This window comes from Paenibacillus sp. KS-LC4 (genome assembly GCF_036894955.1).
Lineage (GTDB): Bacteria > Bacillota > Bacilli > Paenibacillales > Paenibacillaceae > Pristimantibacillus.
Map to the genome: position 1 here is coordinate 5,552,237 of NZ_CP145905.1, position 17,332 is coordinate 5,569,568.

General features: G+C 40.7%; 12 protein-coding genes. 3 read left to right on the forward strand and 9 right to left on the reverse strand.

Annotated elements, in window-relative coordinates; genetic code table 11:
* Positions 1-25: 25 nt before the first annotated feature.
* The 7 genes from V5J77_RS23435 to V5J77_RS23465 form a co-directional block, all read right to left on the reverse strand.
* Complete coding sequence (locus tag V5J77_RS23435) at positions 26-1,831, reverse strand: hypothetical protein (RefSeq protein ID WP_338553245.1); 1,806 nt, start codon at positions 1,829-1,831, stop codon at positions 26-28.
* An 11-nt stretch (positions 1,832-1,842) separates the two neighbouring features.
* Positions 1,843-3,069 (reverse strand): glycosyltransferase family 4 protein, encoded by a 1,227-nt coding sequence (locus V5J77_RS23440; RefSeq protein WP_338553246.1) that lies wholly within the window; start codon positions 3,067-3,069, stop codon positions 1,843-1,845.
* 18 nt (positions 3,070-3,087) lie between these two features.
* Positions 3,088-3,840 (reverse strand): radical SAM/SPASM domain-containing protein, encoded by a 753-nt coding sequence (locus V5J77_RS23445; protein ID WP_338553247.1) that lies wholly within the window; start codon positions 3,838-3,840, stop codon positions 3,088-3,090.
* An 81-nt stretch (positions 3,841-3,921) separates the two neighbouring features.
* On the reverse strand, positions 3,922-5,631 hold the full coding sequence (locus V5J77_RS23450; RefSeq protein ID WP_338553248.1) for an ABC transporter ATP-binding protein: 1,710 nt from the start codon (positions 5,629-5,631) through the stop codon (positions 3,922-3,924).
* 125 nt (positions 5,632-5,756) lie between these two features.
* Positions 5,757-7,439: an ABC transporter ATP-binding protein gene (locus V5J77_RS23455; RefSeq protein WP_338553249.1), complete on the reverse strand. Its 1,683-nt coding sequence runs from the start codon at positions 7,437-7,439 to the stop codon at positions 5,757-5,759.
* An 85-nt stretch (positions 7,440-7,524) separates the two neighbouring features.
* Positions 7,525-8,754 (reverse strand): DegT/DnrJ/EryC1/StrS family aminotransferase, encoded by a 1,230-nt coding sequence (locus tag V5J77_RS23460; RefSeq protein ID WP_338553250.1) that lies wholly within the window; start codon positions 8,752-8,754, stop codon positions 7,525-7,527.
* A 251-nt stretch (positions 8,755-9,005) separates the two neighbouring features.
* Complete coding sequence (locus tag V5J77_RS23465; protein ID WP_338553251.1) at positions 9,006-10,373, reverse strand: hypothetical protein; 1,368 nt, start codon at positions 10,371-10,373, stop codon at positions 9,006-9,008.
* Between the two features lie 1,056 nt (positions 10,374-11,429).
* Between V5J77_RS23465 and V5J77_RS23470 the strand changes: the two genes are divergently transcribed.
* From V5J77_RS23470 to V5J77_RS23480, 3 genes are all read left to right on the forward strand, one after another.
* Complete coding sequence (locus tag V5J77_RS23470) at positions 11,430-12,302, forward strand: AraC family transcriptional regulator (RefSeq protein WP_338553252.1); 873 nt, start codon at positions 11,430-11,432, stop codon at positions 12,300-12,302.
* Positions 12,303-12,363: 61 nt separating this feature from the next.
* Positions 12,364-13,338: a phosphotransferase gene (locus tag V5J77_RS23475; protein ID WP_338553253.1), complete on the forward strand. Its 975-nt coding sequence runs from the start codon at positions 12,364-12,366 to the stop codon at positions 13,336-13,338.
* Positions 13,339-13,831: 493 nt separating this feature from the next.
* The gene (locus tag V5J77_RS23480) at positions 13,832-14,512 is read left to right on the forward strand and encodes a sigma factor (RefSeq protein WP_338553254.1); all 681 of its coding nucleotides are present in this window, start codon (positions 13,832-13,834) and stop codon (positions 14,510-14,512) included.
* Between the two features lie 198 nt (positions 14,513-14,710).
* Here V5J77_RS23480 and glmS read toward each other — a convergent pair whose 3' ends face one another.
* Together glmS and V5J77_RS23490 are read right to left on the reverse strand one after the other, a co-directional pair.
* Positions 14,711-16,543, reverse strand: coding sequence for a glutamine--fructose-6-phosphate transaminase (isomerizing) (gene glmS, locus V5J77_RS23485; RefSeq protein WP_338553255.1), 1,833 nt, complete (start codon positions 16,541-16,543; stop codon positions 14,711-14,713).
* 80 nt (positions 16,544-16,623) lie between these two features.
* Positions 16,624-16,917, reverse strand: coding sequence for a hypothetical protein (locus tag V5J77_RS23490; RefSeq protein WP_338553256.1), 294 nt, complete (start codon positions 16,915-16,917; stop codon positions 16,624-16,626).
* Between the last annotated feature and the right edge of the window lie 415 nt (positions 16,918-17,332).

Sequence of the window (17,332 nt, forward strand, 5' to 3'; positions counted from 1 at the left end):
TCCCACTAAAATTTACGGCAACCATTTAGTCGCTCAATAGTAACAGTTTGATGCGATTCATCCATTGAAGTTGAATCATAAGATCTGAACTGATTTCGTCCGAAACAGGAGGGACTAAAATTTTTTTCTGTTTAAGTAAGGTCCGAATATGGAGCATATACGCCATCGGTAGTGCATGAATAACCGATTCGGTCGTTATCCCGGCGAATTTAGAAGCAACAATATCCAGAAGTTTACGTATCCAATTCACATCTAGCCTATTAGATAAAATGAAAGAAGCGATTTCCAGCTCAATGCTTGACATTCCGCCCCAAGTGGAATCAATATGAAAGCGATACACTTTCGAACGTTCGCCTGGTTGCTGAGCTTTCATATATTTCCAATGCCAGTGCGGATGAGAATAAGGCAGTGAGGAATAGACTGGATTGGAGTGACCCGCTCTCTCCTCTAGGCTTCGTTGGAACCAACTTCGATCAACTGGAAGTCTACTCTTTAATCCTTGCTCAGCCGTATCAATATCCGCCCATAGCGTATCTGCTACGCCTCCAATGTCCGTTCGCGACGAAACGGAAAAATGGTTATGCAGCATTTCCCAATACCCACAGACCTGGGCGGCGATATCCAATTTCGCACTTATCGATCCCTCAGATACGTAGTCCCTTATATCCAACAGCCCGTCCACAAAGCCGGTCAATAAATACCCGTCCTTGTAAGATGTTCTTCTTGGCATCCAGTTACTAAAGTGACGTAACTGCTCAAACTGAAATTCCCCGAAGAGATCTTTTCCGATAAATTTGCCGAACATCATGATTCGCCTATCCCTTTTGCATCGGATGGTAAACGGCGTTTTTTTGGGGTTAATTCGGAGCGGCGAGGAGTCCTTCAGTGATGGATGGCTCCAATACTTTAAATTTGTATGTGGCTCGACTTGCATATCTTCGAACGACAGCTCAGAAAATTCAGAGACTTCGTTGATTTTCGGAATAATGGCCTCAGGATCTTCCAGAAGCTCCCATATCCTCGAGGACTTATTTACAAGCGGAAGTCTCTCACTTAACTTTTCCAAACATAGACCATTTACTCTAAACAACCTTCCTGGGGATGCCACCCAGATGCTAACAGATTCTCCGTACCGACCCTTTAAGCTCTTCGCCAACCCGATGACGGTCTCACCTGTATGCGGTTGATCATCAATGATAACGATCTTTACTTCATCTGCTACTAGATTCGGCAACAATGCCAGCTCCGCATCCGAGAAATGGATGGATTGACGTTTCCGCATTGCGCGAACCGTATAGTAAGGCACATCCTTGCTCCATCTTTGCTGGCAGGCCAGTGACCAGAAAGGTGCGTAGTACCCCCCACCCGTTCTTATTCCAATCAAAAGGGGTGGATATTGCAAATCCCACATTGCGAGCAGCCAGTTCCTCGCATCGTAATAACATACCTCCACATCGCACAAATCATATCCGGAACATTCGGGCGTTCTAATCTCACCTAGCAGATCGAACAGATCATTCTCTTCGCTTTCAGGCTGCAAGCTCCATCGGTCCGAGAAGCTTTTCCACTCCTCCAACAAATGCAGCTCATTCCATGAGGGTTTTTCCCTCGCCATCAGTTTCGATGCCAACTGGACAATATGTTTTCTCAAAACAGCAAGCGCACCGTCATCATCCGCCCCGACCGCGCTTAATTCACTTCGGTCTGACAGGTATGAATCAGAAAGCCTTTGCTCCATTAAGCATGCGTACATATAGAAGTGTTGAATTTGATTTGAGGACAGAACATATTGACGCATCTGTTCTGTGATTGTCGGATGTAGCTCTCGCATCCTCTCTACCCTCATTTCTGATTGTATTTCCCATATAGTTCCACATAATTCGCATAGACGCGATCTGGAAGAAATCGAGGGACCACCTCACGACTCGCATTGCGCAGCAGTTCATTTCCAGCCATAGGATCGCTCAAAATTCGGTACGCTTCTTCGGCCATGCCGGCAATGTCCTTTGGATCTTTTAAAATGCCAGTTTTTCCATTAACAAAAATATCGGCAGGTCCTCCGTTGCAAGTTGCAATAATGGGTACGCCAGCAACTGTTGCCTCCAACAGGCTGCCGCCAAACTCTTCATGCTGAGACGGTAACACCATTACATGAGCTTGCTGCAAGTAACAGGAAACCGTTTTATTGGAAATAAATCCAGTAATTCGAAATTGATGCTGTAATCCGCATTTAGCGATTTCCTCCTCCATTTGCTTCCGTTGAGGCCCATCGCCGCAAACTATAAATCGAAGGTTATCAAGCCTGCTGGCCAACTCCTTGGCAACATTTAGAAACGCATGCCAGCCTTTTTCGTGGGCAATTCTTCCGAGAAAAACGACGTTTCGATAACTGCCCAGCCCTTCTCTAAGTAGCCTGCAATTCGGGCAATCAATTGGATGCTGTAAATGATGCGGAGCGATACAATCGCCAACTTCCAATAAATTCGAGTTGTTTTGTAGAACCTTTTCATAGCTATCCATGCGTTTTTTCGTTAGAAGAATAACTTTATCGCTCTGTTGCATTGCTTTTAGCTCGTATGACTTAACTCGACTATGAATCCATTTATCCCAGCTGTTCATCGGATGATAAGTAAAATTCCGACTGCAATGGATCGATAAAAACAGCGGCTTATTCAAATATTTTTGAGCAAAAGATGCAGCCAATAATGGCCACACAACTCCGCTTGCATGAACATGTATCGCATCATACTTCCTATTCCTGCCATTTTTAATGATCCATTTAAGTGCACCTAGAAACCAGCTTTGATCAAGAAACAGCGTACCTGTATACTTCGACTTCACAGGCAAAGTCATCGTCCGGACAGAATGAACAGTTAGATTCTCCAGTGAATTTACTATTCGGGGCACACCAGGCATCCCTGTAGTTAACACATCTTGTTCAATACCTTTCTTGGCCAGCCATTCCGATAAATTCGTTATTTGAACCTGCATGCCGCCCATTGGATCGAATCGGCTGGGCCAATTATGAGCCTCGAAATAGTAGTGCGGGGTTATTCGCAAGATTTTCACGATAAGCTCCTTTTCAAGCTACAGCACATAATCGTACTCCGCTGTTGATTGCACACTTATATTATTGCAACTTTTGCAAATTTCTGATTTATTTCGCTGGCCTTCTTTAAGCATTTTTCTAAAGGCTGCAAACTCACCACCATACCATATATCGCGAATATGGCGATCATTAATGTTCCCCATTGTATATTTCTGATGGAAGTCCTCAAAGCAAGGCAGCACATTCCCTTGAACCGTTACAACAGCTAGAGTCGAAGGCACCATGCAAATATGTTGTTTATTTTCCAACTCAGGAATTCTCGAGAGAATCCCACCTCTGTTCGATAAAACCAAATCCGAATGATGGAGATAGACGATCGCTTGCTGCTGCTCCTCCGGCAGTTGCTCATAAACCTCCTTAAATTTATGCTTTGCTCCAACATGCTGAGTGACAATAAATTTTTGCAATCCCAGACTTAGCAAAGTCTCCACCCGATTTCTGTCCAATAAATCACCGTTCGTATACATAATTGGCTTTGCTTTGGGTATATAAGTTTTTGTAAGCCCAACAAAAAGATCAATATTGCTGCAGAGCAAGGGCTCACCGTAGAAATGAAAAGAGAGTCGCCCAGAAAAATCAATGGATTGAAGTTGCCTCATTAATTTCTCATAGAGCACGGGATCCATTTCGCCATTTTCTTTTCGGGTTGTTACACTGTTCGGACAATACCAGCATGTTCGATTGCATTGCGAGTTTACTTCAATTTCAATCATTGAGAATAATGGATCCAATTTATATTTCCCTCCCCATTTATTATTTCGTAAAATTGCCCATTCAAATATTAAAGGCAAATCTATTTAACAGTTATACATTCAACTGACCTGACCGGCTAAAAAAAGCTTATTGTAATCCTTACCCTTCTGTATTAGTTCATCGTGTGTGCCCGACTCAGCAATATCTCCTTGATGAAGTACATATATAATGGAGGAGTTTTGAATTGTCGATAGACGATGAGCGATAATAACAGTAGTACGATTTGTTCTAAGTGAATCTATATTACTTTGAACTATACGTTCCGTTTCAACATCCAAGGATGAAGTAGCCTCATCCAAAATTAGGAGTTCCGGATTACCCAATAGAGCTCTTGCAATAGCCAATCTTTGTCTTTGACCTCCGGATAAAGTAATACCTCTCTCTCCAATTACAGTATCATAACGATTTTCAAGATTATTAATGTATTCATGAATAGCACTCGCTTTACAAGCTCTTATCATTTCTTCATCAGTTATTTTATTTCTTCCTAAAAGGAGATTATTTCTAATTGTATCCGGGAAAAAATAGGTATCTTGAAAGACAACTGCAACCTTCCCATACCAGTCACTTGAATCAATTTCATTAAGCGGGATACCATTAATTAAGATAGAGCCCTTTGTTGGGGAGTAGTTTTGAACTAGAAGATTAACTAAGGTTGATTTGCCACACCCACTTGCACCAACAAAAGCAACTTTTTCTCCTTTAGGTATGCTGAAACTAAGATTCCTAATCAACAGCTCGTTATTCGAATCATAGCTAAAACAAACATTACAAAACTCAATTTTAGTAATTTCTTCATTGAACCCTCTTCCAGTATCTTTATCCAATTCAATGAGAGCCCTTTCAATTCTTTTTGCACTTGTATAGTTGCGTATCATCTCCATAAAAGTATTGAATAGAGCTTGGATACTGTCCATTATTATCGAGGAAAACTGAAATAGAACGACAAAAAGCCCAAGTGACATTTGATTCGAAATAACTAAAGTACAGCCGTAAGCAAAGTAACTGGAAATAGCCATCCATTTTACTACATCACTAGCAATTAGACCATTGTTATTAACCTTCCATTCTTTGAGTATTGCTTTATAAAGCTTCTCAAACAAATGAAAAAATTTATTCTTCTCCCAATTAAAACGATGATAAGCTATGACTTCACGTGATCCACTTATACAATCTTCTAAATGAACCAATAAATTAGATCTTCTAGTTTGAACTTCTTCATACTTGCTAATGCTCTTTCGAGCGTAATGATTCCCGATTAGGATTTGGAGTATAGAGACAGCAACAAGCATGATTAGGATAGCAAGATTAGCACTATAGTATAGATAGGTAATTATCCCAAGGCTTATTATTAGTTGAATGAAGCGTGGTATAATTGTTGATACTAAATAAGCTACATTGGGAATATCATTCGAAAAAATATAAGAGTATTTCACAAAACGTTCTTGGTTAAACTTTTGAAGAGGGATTTTGTATACTGCACTCATCGTTGAAGTAGCCATTACTTTTTCAATAAAAGTTTGATTAATATGACTTATATACGGACCCGCTGCGAAAAAAAGGATTTGTAAAAGCAATGCTGCCCCAATAAGAAGCATAATATTGACGAAAGAACTAAAGTCCCCTTTATTAATAAATATTTCTATTAAATCCTTTTGGAGGTAAATGCCAAGGACCTGGGTAAGTGATTCTAATATATATAAGATGATTGCAGAAATTAATAGAAGCTTAACTTTTTTCTCAACTAAAACTTTAACAATTACATTCATATCTACCTTCCTCATCTGTGAAATTCGTGAGCTTCATAGGTACGAGGATTCTAGGTCGTGAATGGCTATCCATTTAATCGCAACCCGAGTTTGATTTCTATTTACGCCTTTCTATCACCCCCTATTTAAATTATTGATGTCACAGGTATCATTTCACTCGGAGATCCTTTTCTTGCTATTTTTCCATCTTCAACACAATATACAACATCAAAATCTTTAATGGTCGATAATCGATGTGCTACCGTAATTACTGTTCTTCCTTGGATCAATTTTTCTAAAGCCTGTTGTATTTCACTTTCGCTAATATTATCCAATGAGGATGTTGGTTCATCCATAATAATGATTACTGGGTCTTTTAAAAACATTCTTGCTATAGCTATTCTTTGTCGTTGACCACCCGATAAGAGAACACCTTTTTCACCTACATGGGTATCATAACCATCCGGCAAATGAATGATGAAATCATGCATGTTTACTAATTTTGCCACTCGATAAATTTCTTCATCACTTGCTTCAGGCTTACCAAACCTAATATTCTCCATAACAGAAAATCCAAATAAGTAGGTTTCCTGGAACACATAACCAATAGCATTTCGCAACTGTTTTAAATGCAAGTCTTTAATTCGCTTCCCATCAATCAGGATATCCCCGCTTTGTGGATCATAGAATCTTCCCAGCAACTTCAGAATAGTAGACTTACCATTACCGCTTCGGCCAATAAATGCTACTCGTTCACCTGCATTTATTTTGAAATCAATACCTCGCAAAATAGGATGCTGTGCATCATATCCAAAGTGTACCTTCTTAAATTCAAGTTGGCCTGTTACTGCTGGCAGTATAATCGGACTATTAATTTCTTTCACTTCCGGCTCGCTCTTAACAAAATCATAAAGTTGTTCCGTTTGATAGATAACCAGACGCAGCTCTGTGATACCAGTAATTAAATAGGTAATTTCGAGCATTGAAAAATTAAAATACAGGATTAGAGCAGTGATATCACCTATTGTTTTTTGACCATTATTAATTGCCCAGTATCCATAACAGAAGATACATAAACCACCAACGGCAACAATAACTCTTCTTATTGAACCTCGAAGATATCCATACCATACATTTTTTAACAACCACTTGTGGTAAAGCACTTGTTTAGTATTAATCCTTCCAAGCTCCCAATTGATCGCATTATTAATTTTGACTTCCTTAACAGCCGATACACTCTCATATATTTTTTGATGTAAGCTAACTCTACTGTCAGAAAAGTCCCTTGCAGCTAAAGCAGCTTTCTCTTCATATTTAGGACCAATAAAAAAGTAAATGATGATTAACACAGTAACAAGAATAAGGATTTTAATATCAATAGTAATCATCATTGCTATTGCTATAGAGCAGAAAACAAGTGAGTTTAATACATTAGGTAGTAAGTCCTTGAATAATTCCTGCACAATGGATACTTCCGTGTTCATTAGAGCCAAGCTGTGTCCAACAGGTCTGCGTTCGAAATAGGCAATCCCCAAATTTCTGAGATGCTCTAGAATGGTTAGCTGTACATTACTTGCCGCCTTCTCACTAAACTGTCTTTGCTTTAAGCTAGCGAGGCTTCTTGAAAATAGCATCAATATGATTAATGAGACCAATATAAATACCAATAAAACGAGCTGATCTAATTTCCCCTTTGGCAAAATCTCATCTATGAAATACTGAATGATTTTAGGGATTGTTAATTCAATACCATTTGTAATGGTGCTCAATAAAATAAGAAATATAAAGGTCCATTTATAAGGCAATAGATACGTTAGTAACCATTTCATTATAAAAAACTGCTTTTCTCTAGAAATTTTTTTTTTGGACATATAATTCCTTTATGTTTTATTTTAAGTTTTATCCAATAGGATCTTATCTACCGAATACATCCGCTACCGTATCAACTATCATATTTAACTGGTGTGGTTCTGCAAGTAATATAGCATGATGCAATACAATAGAATTAGCAAAGGCACTTTCGGCAACCGGGAAATTTTGTTCCCTCCAATATTCTTCATTCATTCTTATGTTTTTAGGATAACGGTTTTTAGTCCAAGGACAGAAAAGGGGATTTTTATGTATTGGCAAGTATGGTGGATATAAATAAAAAGTCCCCATATTGAGTCTCTGTCTGAGAATCTCGGCTAAACGCTGAGCATCCATATGTTCGGAATGATTAAACTTAAAGACATATCCGTAATAGGTTTGCCTATCTATCTGAGAAAACTTCTTCATCGTAACAATTCCAGGAATTTTGCTTAACTCTCTATTTAAGAAATCTGCATTTTTCTCACGTATGGAGTTCAAGAAATCAAGCCTTTCCAGTTGGGCTAACAAAATAGCTGCCTGAAATTCAGAGATGCAGTGATTGCTTCCTTGAAAGTCACCTTTCATAACTAATTGCATATCACCATGTCTCAATGGCGTTTCAGTCATAACTCTTGAGTCAGCACGCAGTTGTTCCAGCTTTTGATATATATATTGATCGTTAGTTATAATTATCCCTCCTTCTCCGGAGGTCAGCACCTTTCCTTGCTGACAACTGAACGCACCAATATGCCCTAGTGTACCTGCATATTTACCATTCCACTTCGAGCCGTGACTTTGGGCAACATCTTCTATAACATACAACCCATGTTCGTTAGCAATTTCCATTATCATGTCCATATTAGCCATACAACCGAATAGATGTACGGGAATAATCGCTTTCGTCCGATCTGTTATTGCTTCTCTTATTTTTTCCGGATTCATGCAATAGGTTTCTTCTTCAACATCAACCAATACTGGAAGCGCATTCACATTTAATACAGCTGTAGCTGTTGCGATCCATGTCAAAGCTGGTACAATAACCTCATCTCCTTCACCAATGTCCAGTGCTTCCAGTGCCAGCATTAATGCCATAGATCCACTAGTAGTAGGAACACAGTAAGAAACATCACAGTATTCAGCAAATTTTTTAGAGAACTTCTGGACCATTGGTTGATCACCAGTCCAATATCCACTAAGAGCCCAACGATTTGATTTAAACACTTCAAGCAAATTGTTATTAGCACTCTCTGTGTACTGAGGCCATTCAGGCCATTTAATTTTTGTAGTCTCCATTATTTTCCTCACTTGTTATTGAATTTTTGTTTCTTTTCCTCATCTCTCCCAAATAAACATGCAGCCCACTTATTCTATTAATTAACGGATCATCTGATAGCTTACTATCAGTAAAAAAATTAATACTTTTGAATAAACACTTTATCAGCTGTAACATTTTTTTACCGCTTTCGATTAATCTCATCTTCCCCTACTCAAGGCTCAGGGATATTGGATTTTTACTTGAAATATAATATATAGTTATAAATGAACTACAGTAATTTAGTACTCACAATACGTATTGGATGCACCCAAGAACTTACTGTTGAATCTCTCCATCTATCTGTAATACAAAGAATAGAAAAATCACTTTGAGTGGCTTTAGTTATAATAATATCCAAAATGTAGCAATCACTATCACAAGAGTGTTTTACCTCCACTGCACCACTATCATCTTCAAGCTTTATTACTCCCTCCTCTTTTGTTGAAACGACTTCACAAAATTGTCCCGAAGGTCCAAGATTTAATGTGATCACTTGGTAAATAAATTCATTTTCCTCAAAGCGAAAAGATATTGTTAGTATATCTTCGGAATAATTTATATTTATTTCCCCTAAGTTTTCTTCAAAAATGGCTACAGACTCTTTAGCTACGGGGATTATATTTAAGTCATCCACTATTGTGTCTATATTAGGAATTAATAGATTTTGCAATGATGTTGGAGCATACCATACACCATTCCAACTCAGCCTTGAAGGATACTTTTTGTAAACTCGAGCACCTAATAGCGATGTTCCCCAAAATTCAACTAGCAGTGAACGAACGAAGTCTATAGAATCGTACGCGTTAAATTCAGCAATAAGACAGGTAAGCTCGTCGAGGCTGTACTTATCATTATTGCAAAGATCGACAATTTCCAATAAGTCATTTAAACAAATACATCCAATATCCTGAGTTAAAAAATTGGTAGTGTAATCCTTTAGTAAATTACAACATTTAATTAATATACACATGTGTATATTAGGTATAAGAATTCCATGCTTCGATCTTATAGAATATTTATAAATATCTTGATACTTCAAATGACTAACTGAGTAAATATTATTATTCAAAATAAACAGGTTAGCGCTTTCATTTGTCTCAGGTCTCAAGCTCACATTATATGAATTGATCGGAAAATACCTATGCAGATCAAAAGAAACATCATTGTAAACTATTTTTCCATATTCATGGTCAATACTGCTTTCCTCATAGCCATCAAAAGTATTTAAGACATTTATATCCTCAACTAGAATATCTACATCATTTGCCTCTCTAATACTATTCTCATCTTCTGTCAATAGGTAAGAAACAAAACCTTTTAATACAATAAGGTCATTAACTGCGGCCTTCTGTATCAATTCAATCGTATTCGAGATTTGATCATTAAAAACTTTTGTATTGATTTCATGCAGAAATGTTATTTCTTTTACCCATTCATCGCTAATCCATCTAGGTCGGTGCTGGCAGCTATTGATTTTTTTTAGTAACCGACACGTAAGTTTATGATTTTGAAGTATTTCAAGAAATTGCTCTTTATCTAAATCCTCTATTTCTGGTTCTTTTAGAGTAATACCAGCTATCCACTTAACTAAAGCCAAACTCTCTTTGGAAGTAATAACACCACCGCCCTTAAATACAATTTGACATTTTATCCCCTCAACAATTTCCTATATATGTTCAATTTATGCAACATAAAACAATTCTAGTCTGTTTATTTTAGTTTGGCAACCTGTCAATTTATTGATTATTCGTAATTACTCGATCCTCTAAATTGAGTCTCTTACAAATTAGGTGTTAATCTTCTGTGATAATATCATCCAGAAGGAAGTAGACGGGTTTATTCATCATGGCCTCAAACAACAACTCCCGGGAAATGACGGTTGCTTCCTGCAATGAACAAGGTAATATCGTCTACTTTAGAAGTTTTAATGGGGCTCGCTATATTAAACGCTATTCGCGGCAATTAGCGCCCCTTTAGCATCCTCGCTTCCTTGTGTAGGGTTAAAATAGTAATGAAGTTAAAGTCAGCGTGCCTACTTGATACTTATCTATGTCGCCGCAAGAATAGTCATTGTGACAGACCGGGGGAATAATAAAAAGGTATTGCAATTTGTTTTAGATGAAAAGTGAAAAGTAAGTGTTTAGCTGAAGTGAAGAACGGATGACGCTGTCCAATCCTCTCGCCTGACGAGACGCACTGAGAAACAAAGTGCGCGGGTCGAAGGATTTAGGAGTAACTGATGTAAAAAGAAAAATTAAGCTGTAGACTAGGAGGGATGATACTACGCGGTTTACAGTTGAGAAAATCGTCAGACCCCGAAAATAATTGGTAGACTGGCGGAGCTACTCGATTCAAAGAAAGAGGATAGAAAGGACCATTAATCTTACAGTAGCGACTGTTACAAGCCTTTATGACTACTTATACCGAAAAGACGAGTTACCTGATGCTATGTCCGAGAAGTTGATGCAACAAGTATTTACAGGAGGAAGAAGAACTGTGACCCATAAGAAGGACACATTGAAAAAAGTGTCCCTCGATGAATTCAGTGGCCCTTCTTAAGCGTTTAAGGGAGAAACCATGATATTTTTGTGCAAGGATTGCAAGGTTCCATTTCCCACCATCGCTTATAATTAAACTTGAAAGAAGGATTTGAATGGATTGGCTAGACCGCATGAATAACGCAATGGAATATGTCGAAGCACACCTGTCTGAAGCAATAGATTACGATCAAGTGGCTAGAATAGCCAGTTGTTCAACTTACAATTTTCAGCGGATGTTTTCGTTCATCACAAATGTACCGCTGGCAGAGTATATTCGGCGCAGGCGGCTCACCCTAGCCGCATTTGAACTGCAAAACAGTGGTATAAAAGTCATCGATGTGGCATTCAAGTACGGTTATGAATCGCCTGAGGCATTTTCCAGGGCGTTCAAAAAAATGCACGGTGTGATGCCGATGTCAGCGCGCGACAAAGGTGTTTCACTCAAGGCCTATCCTCGGTTATCCTTTCATATTTCGATTCGAGGAGATGTGGAGATCAATTACAAAATTGAGGAAAGACAAGGTTTTAGTATGTTCGGTGTTTCAACCCTGATTCATGCCGCTGGCGAGAATCCGTTTATTGAAATACCAAATTTTTGGGAGAAGTGTATTTCCAACGGAACAGTAAATCGAATCCGTGCCGCTGCAGGTTTGGGGGAACATGGCCAGATCCATGCGGTTTTATACAACAATAAAAGTGAGAGCTTCTCCTACATGATCGGTTATTTCTTGCCTGAGCATGAATTGCCGCAAGGGTTTGAAAGGCTTCAAATCCCCCCGCAAACGTATGCTATTTTTTCAACTGGTGTAAACCCCGACGGAGAAAGCGACATTCATGATTTGTGGAGACGTATATGGGGGGAATGGTTTCCGACCTGTGATTATCATTTTGCAAATGGCCCTGAGTTTGAAATGACCTATGATAGAGGCAACGGCATGTACGAAATGGAAGTTTGGATTCCTGTCGTTAAAAAAGGCGAGTCGTAGGCATAGTACCCTATCATTACCTTAGTATTAGGGGCGATTTCCCATGGAAAGGGAGAACAGAATGGATAATGCAATCATTGTGCAGCATGCGCTTGCGCAGTACGATATAAACGTTGTATCCATATCGTCAGTAGCTCAAAGTGGCGCGGCGGTTTTCAAAATTGAAGATAATTGTGGATTATTATACAGCCTGCGTGTTCACAAACCTAAAATCAGTACGCTTGAAAAGATGTGGACGCGCCCAGATGTGCTAGATTCAGAGTTGGAATGGCTGGATGCGCTTAATCGCGATACTAGTCTCACCCTCCCTGTGCCAAAACGCAATCAGCAAGGGGCATATGTTACACAAGTAGACGATATAAATTGCACGATGCTCAGTTGGGTGGAAGGCGAGCTAAAACAATACTTTACCAGCGAGCAACAATTGAAGTCCACCGCTGAAATGACGGCAGCTTTGCACCAGCATGCCAGTAAGTGGCAGCCCCCTTCATCTTTTATCCGTCCAACAGTTAATCGTGAACGCATACAGAATGCTCTGGACTTGCTCAAGCAGCAGGTGCGGGAAGGGTTTTTAGATGCACATGATGTTCAGATCCTTGAAGCCGCTGGGGAAAAAGCGATGGCCCTGCTCGACACTCTTCCTAAAAATAAGTTGACTTGGGGCGTATTGCACGGTGATATCGTTCCTCCCAATATCGTGTTTGTAGATGGGGTTGCAAATCCCATTGACTTTGGCGCGTGTGGATTCGGTCCTTTTCTCACTGACTTGGCCATCACATTTACCTTTATTCATCCCAATGCCAGACAGCAATACATTGATTGGTATGGAAAGCACTTTCCGCTGCCATATAATTATGTGTCACAAATAGAAGCGTTATTTATTTCGCTAGTGCTAATCGGGATGAGGAACGCTCTTGGAATGCCTGAATCGAACAATTGGCTGCCGACGCATGTGAAAAATTGTGTATCTCGTGAATTTGGCAGGTATGCAAATGTGGAAGGGTTTTTATTTACAGGCATGCCATTTTGGGAATAACCTTACCTTCTAGAGGTAGAGGTACCTGTCCGATTTGCCTCTCGACTAGAATAAAGCTGCTATATTCAGCTGCTAACTCGTACGGAAAGCTAGTGACAGTCTGCAAGAAATGCAGCTCAGTAAACGCGAAAACCGCTGATAAAGCTGTTTCGACTGTGATTTTAGGATTTCGAGGAAAGCTGCGAAGAGAGTTGAATCGACAAAAGCAAACGGAATAGAATGTGTTTTTAAAATAAGGTTTGATAAACGCTGAACTTAACGACGAAGGGCTGCCACCAGGCAGCCCTTTTGTTATTCAACAATCGTACCCAGTAAGTTCAATTGGTTGGGGGCCTACATTAGATGACTGAACTTATATGCTCTGAACTTGCTTTTCCAGAAAGCCAATACGTTTTTAAGCTCCTGAATCTCTTATAAAATTTTTTTAAAATGATGTGCTTTTTACCTCCCTTCGGTGTCTAATGAATTGTAAGCTCAGGAGGAGGTATTACTGGTGTCACGAGCTCAAGACAAAAAGAAAATCCCTGCTCTTCCGGAGGAGCAGGAGCAAATCCAGCATTTCGAAGCCATTTATAATCAATATCGAGATAGAATTCGAATTTATATTGCAGTAAAGAAAAATTCGGCAACTGCCGATGATTTAACGCAACAAGCTTTTTTAAAAGCAATGGAAAACTTTCACTTGTTTAAGTGTAACTCCAGAATATTTACTTGGCTATTCAAAATTGCGCAAAATATTGTGAACCCTGGCCCTGAACATACGTATCAATCGGTACTGCGGCACACTATAAGCTTGTTTACGATGTGGTTAGTGAAGGATATTAATCCGTTGGCACCGAAATGGCTTACACACGGTCTCGGCGGGCATGAAGCCAAACAAATGTCACAAGAATATATCCAGTATAGCACCTCCGAAGCGATTCAAAATAACGCTGTCCCTAGCTTTCAAGCATTAACTAATGATACTTGGGATTTCGAGAAGATAGGGGGATATGGATTCTCACACTTGCTCGTAGAATATCTCATCCATTCATACAGTTTAGATGTGCTCAACAAATTCATACGCGATGCCACTGATTTTCAAGGCGCATTTCAAATATCCGAAGCTGAGCTGCGCAGGATGTGGGTGCAATATTTAAAATCTGCTATGTTAAATTTTGATACTAGTATTTGACCATAACAAAACCACCTTCGAAAAGGTGGTTTTGTTATGGTCTCTCATAGCTCAACCGTACACTATACAGCGTTCCATCTAGTACAGGCTTATAGCCCCAATCATTAAACTATTCTGCCCGTTCGTTTAATGAATCACCGTCAATCTACAACTTTATTTTCTTTTAACAGCAGGGCAGGAACTAACAATCAACATTCTCTACTCCACCGTAACACTTTTCGCTAAATTTCTCGGTTTATCAACATCATGCCCAAGCGCTAGCGACGCGTAGTAGGAGATCAATTGCAGCGGCACAACGGACAGTGCTGGCGTCAGAACCGGCAATGTGCGTGGGATTGAGAACAATGTATCCACCGATTTGCTCACTTCTTCTTCGTAGCCAACATTGCCAATTCCGAGCACATTTGCGCCACGCGCTTTCACTTCTTTAATGTTGCTCAATGTTTTCTCGTATAGCTCTTCCTGCGTAACCAAAGCGATAACCGGAACGCCTTCTTCAATCAGCGCCAGCGTACCGTGCTTCAGCTCGCCAGCCGGGTAAGCCTCCGAGTGAATATAAGAAATTTCCTTCAGCTTCAGCGAGCCTTCCAGCGCTACTGGATAGTCAATGCCGCGGCCAATAAAGAACAGGCTCGGATGCGAGGAGATTGATTCAGCAATATCGCGCAATACCGGCGCTTGCTCCAAAATGCTTTCCACTTGCTCAGGAAGCTCCTGCATAGCAGCAAGAATCTCGCTCACCTCAGCTGTATTTTTTGTTCCCAATGTATCCGCAAAGTACAAGCTCAGCAGGTAGAATACGACGAGCTGCGACGTGTAAGCCTTCGTCGAAGCAACCGCAATTTCCGGTCCTGCCAACGTTACCAATACATCATCCGCTTCGCGGGCAATCGAGCTGCCTACTACGTTCGTAATTGCCAGTACGCGAGCCCCATTGCGCTTCGCTTCACGAAGCGCAGCAAGCGTATCCGCTGTCTCACCGGATTGGCTGACTACGATAACGAGTGTATCTGGCGTAATGATTGGCGAGCGGTAACGATATTCCGAAGCGACATCCGTTTCAACCGGAATGCGGGCAATCGACTCAATAACCGTTTTACCAACAAGACCAGCATGGTAAGCTGTTCCGCAAGCAACGATATGCACTTTACGAATCGTTTTAATATAATCCTTCGTCATCGTCAGCTCAGACAGCTGCACCGATTTGCCGTCGTCTGAAACGCGGCCAAGCATCGTGTCGCGGTATGCTTTCGGCTGCTCATAAATTTCTTTCAGCATAAAATGATCAAATCCGGCTTTTTCTGCGGTTACCAGATCCCAATCGACATGGAATATTTCCTTGGAAATAGCCGCGCCTTCTGTCGTCATCAATTCGACACCATCACGTGTCAAAATAGCCATTTCGCCGTCGTCCAAAATGTAAACGTCACGCGTATGCTCCAAAATCGCCGGAATATCCGAGCCAATAAAGTTTTCGCCTTTGCCTACGCCGATTACGAGCGGGCTTGCAAAACGAACCGCCACCAGCTTCTCCGGTTCAAACTCCGTCAATACGCCAAGCGCGAACGCTCCGCGCATACGTTTAACCGCACGCTGCACCGCTTCAATGATGTTGCCGTCATACTCATCAGCTACGAGATGCGAAATGACTTCTGTATCCGTCTCCGATACGAATACATGACCTTTCGCAGACAGCTCATCCTTCAAGTCCAAGTAGTTCTCAATGATACCATTGTGAACGACCGAAAATTTAGCCGAATTGTCCGTATGCGGATGCGAGTTCACATCAGATGGCTTGCCATGTGTCGCCCAGCGTGTATGCCCAATGCCGACCGATCCGTGCAAAGGCTCGCCTTGCAGCTTGCCTTCAAGATTCGCGAGGCGTCCTTTTGCCTTGGAAACTTCAAGACCGTTGTCCGTGAAAACAGCAATACCTGCCGAGTCATAGCCGCGGTATTCCAGCTTCTTCAGCCCTTCGATCAAAATCGCCTGCGAGTCACGTTTACCAATATATCCTACAATTCCACACATAATTTAATAGACCTCCGTTATAGGTATAATGCCCTTATGACGGATGCCTGCCAATATGCGGCACAGGCGCTATTCGGTTGTCACAAATTCAGCTTTTGCTTTTGTCCAAAGAAGTTGTGTAACCCTCTGCCCGTACCAGCCCCACAGGCGGCACCATAGACATACGGGAATAAAAGTTCAATTATTTCGTCTGTTGATGCCTGCTGAACGTTTGTATGAATGGTCGCCCAAACATTTTGCGTCTCAGCTTTCGGTTGGCATGCTATAACCGGGAGGCCCCCGCCGAACATTTCGAACACCTCCACCTCGTCAGCTTCCCGTATGATTGCCCCGCCTGCTTCTCCATAACCGTTGCCAACTGTCCGCACATCCATTATACAGTCCATTGATCGGTTACATAGAGCATCGAAACAAATCATCACGCAAGCTCTGGCGCTTATGTTGCCGTATAACCTCGACCCTCACTTTCCTTCTGGAATGAAATCATAATCTCTATTGTATTCACTTTCAGGCAATTATGCAACAAGATCGGGCTCATATCCATTCAATTGCAGCTATACCCACCGATTGCCTCCACTGCCTGCTTCATTCTATGTCTCAAAAAGTGTATCGGTGCCTAGCCGCCGGCATTCCGCCAATCCTCTCAGCCTGTGCTGAAGCTTTAGCGCACAAGCAGAGATTCAATGGCCGAATACAAGCGGCATTAATCATTTAGAACACCAATCTTTTATATCGCTTAACATTACCGACGTTTATTATTGCTGCCGCTAAATACTCAGCCCATTAATG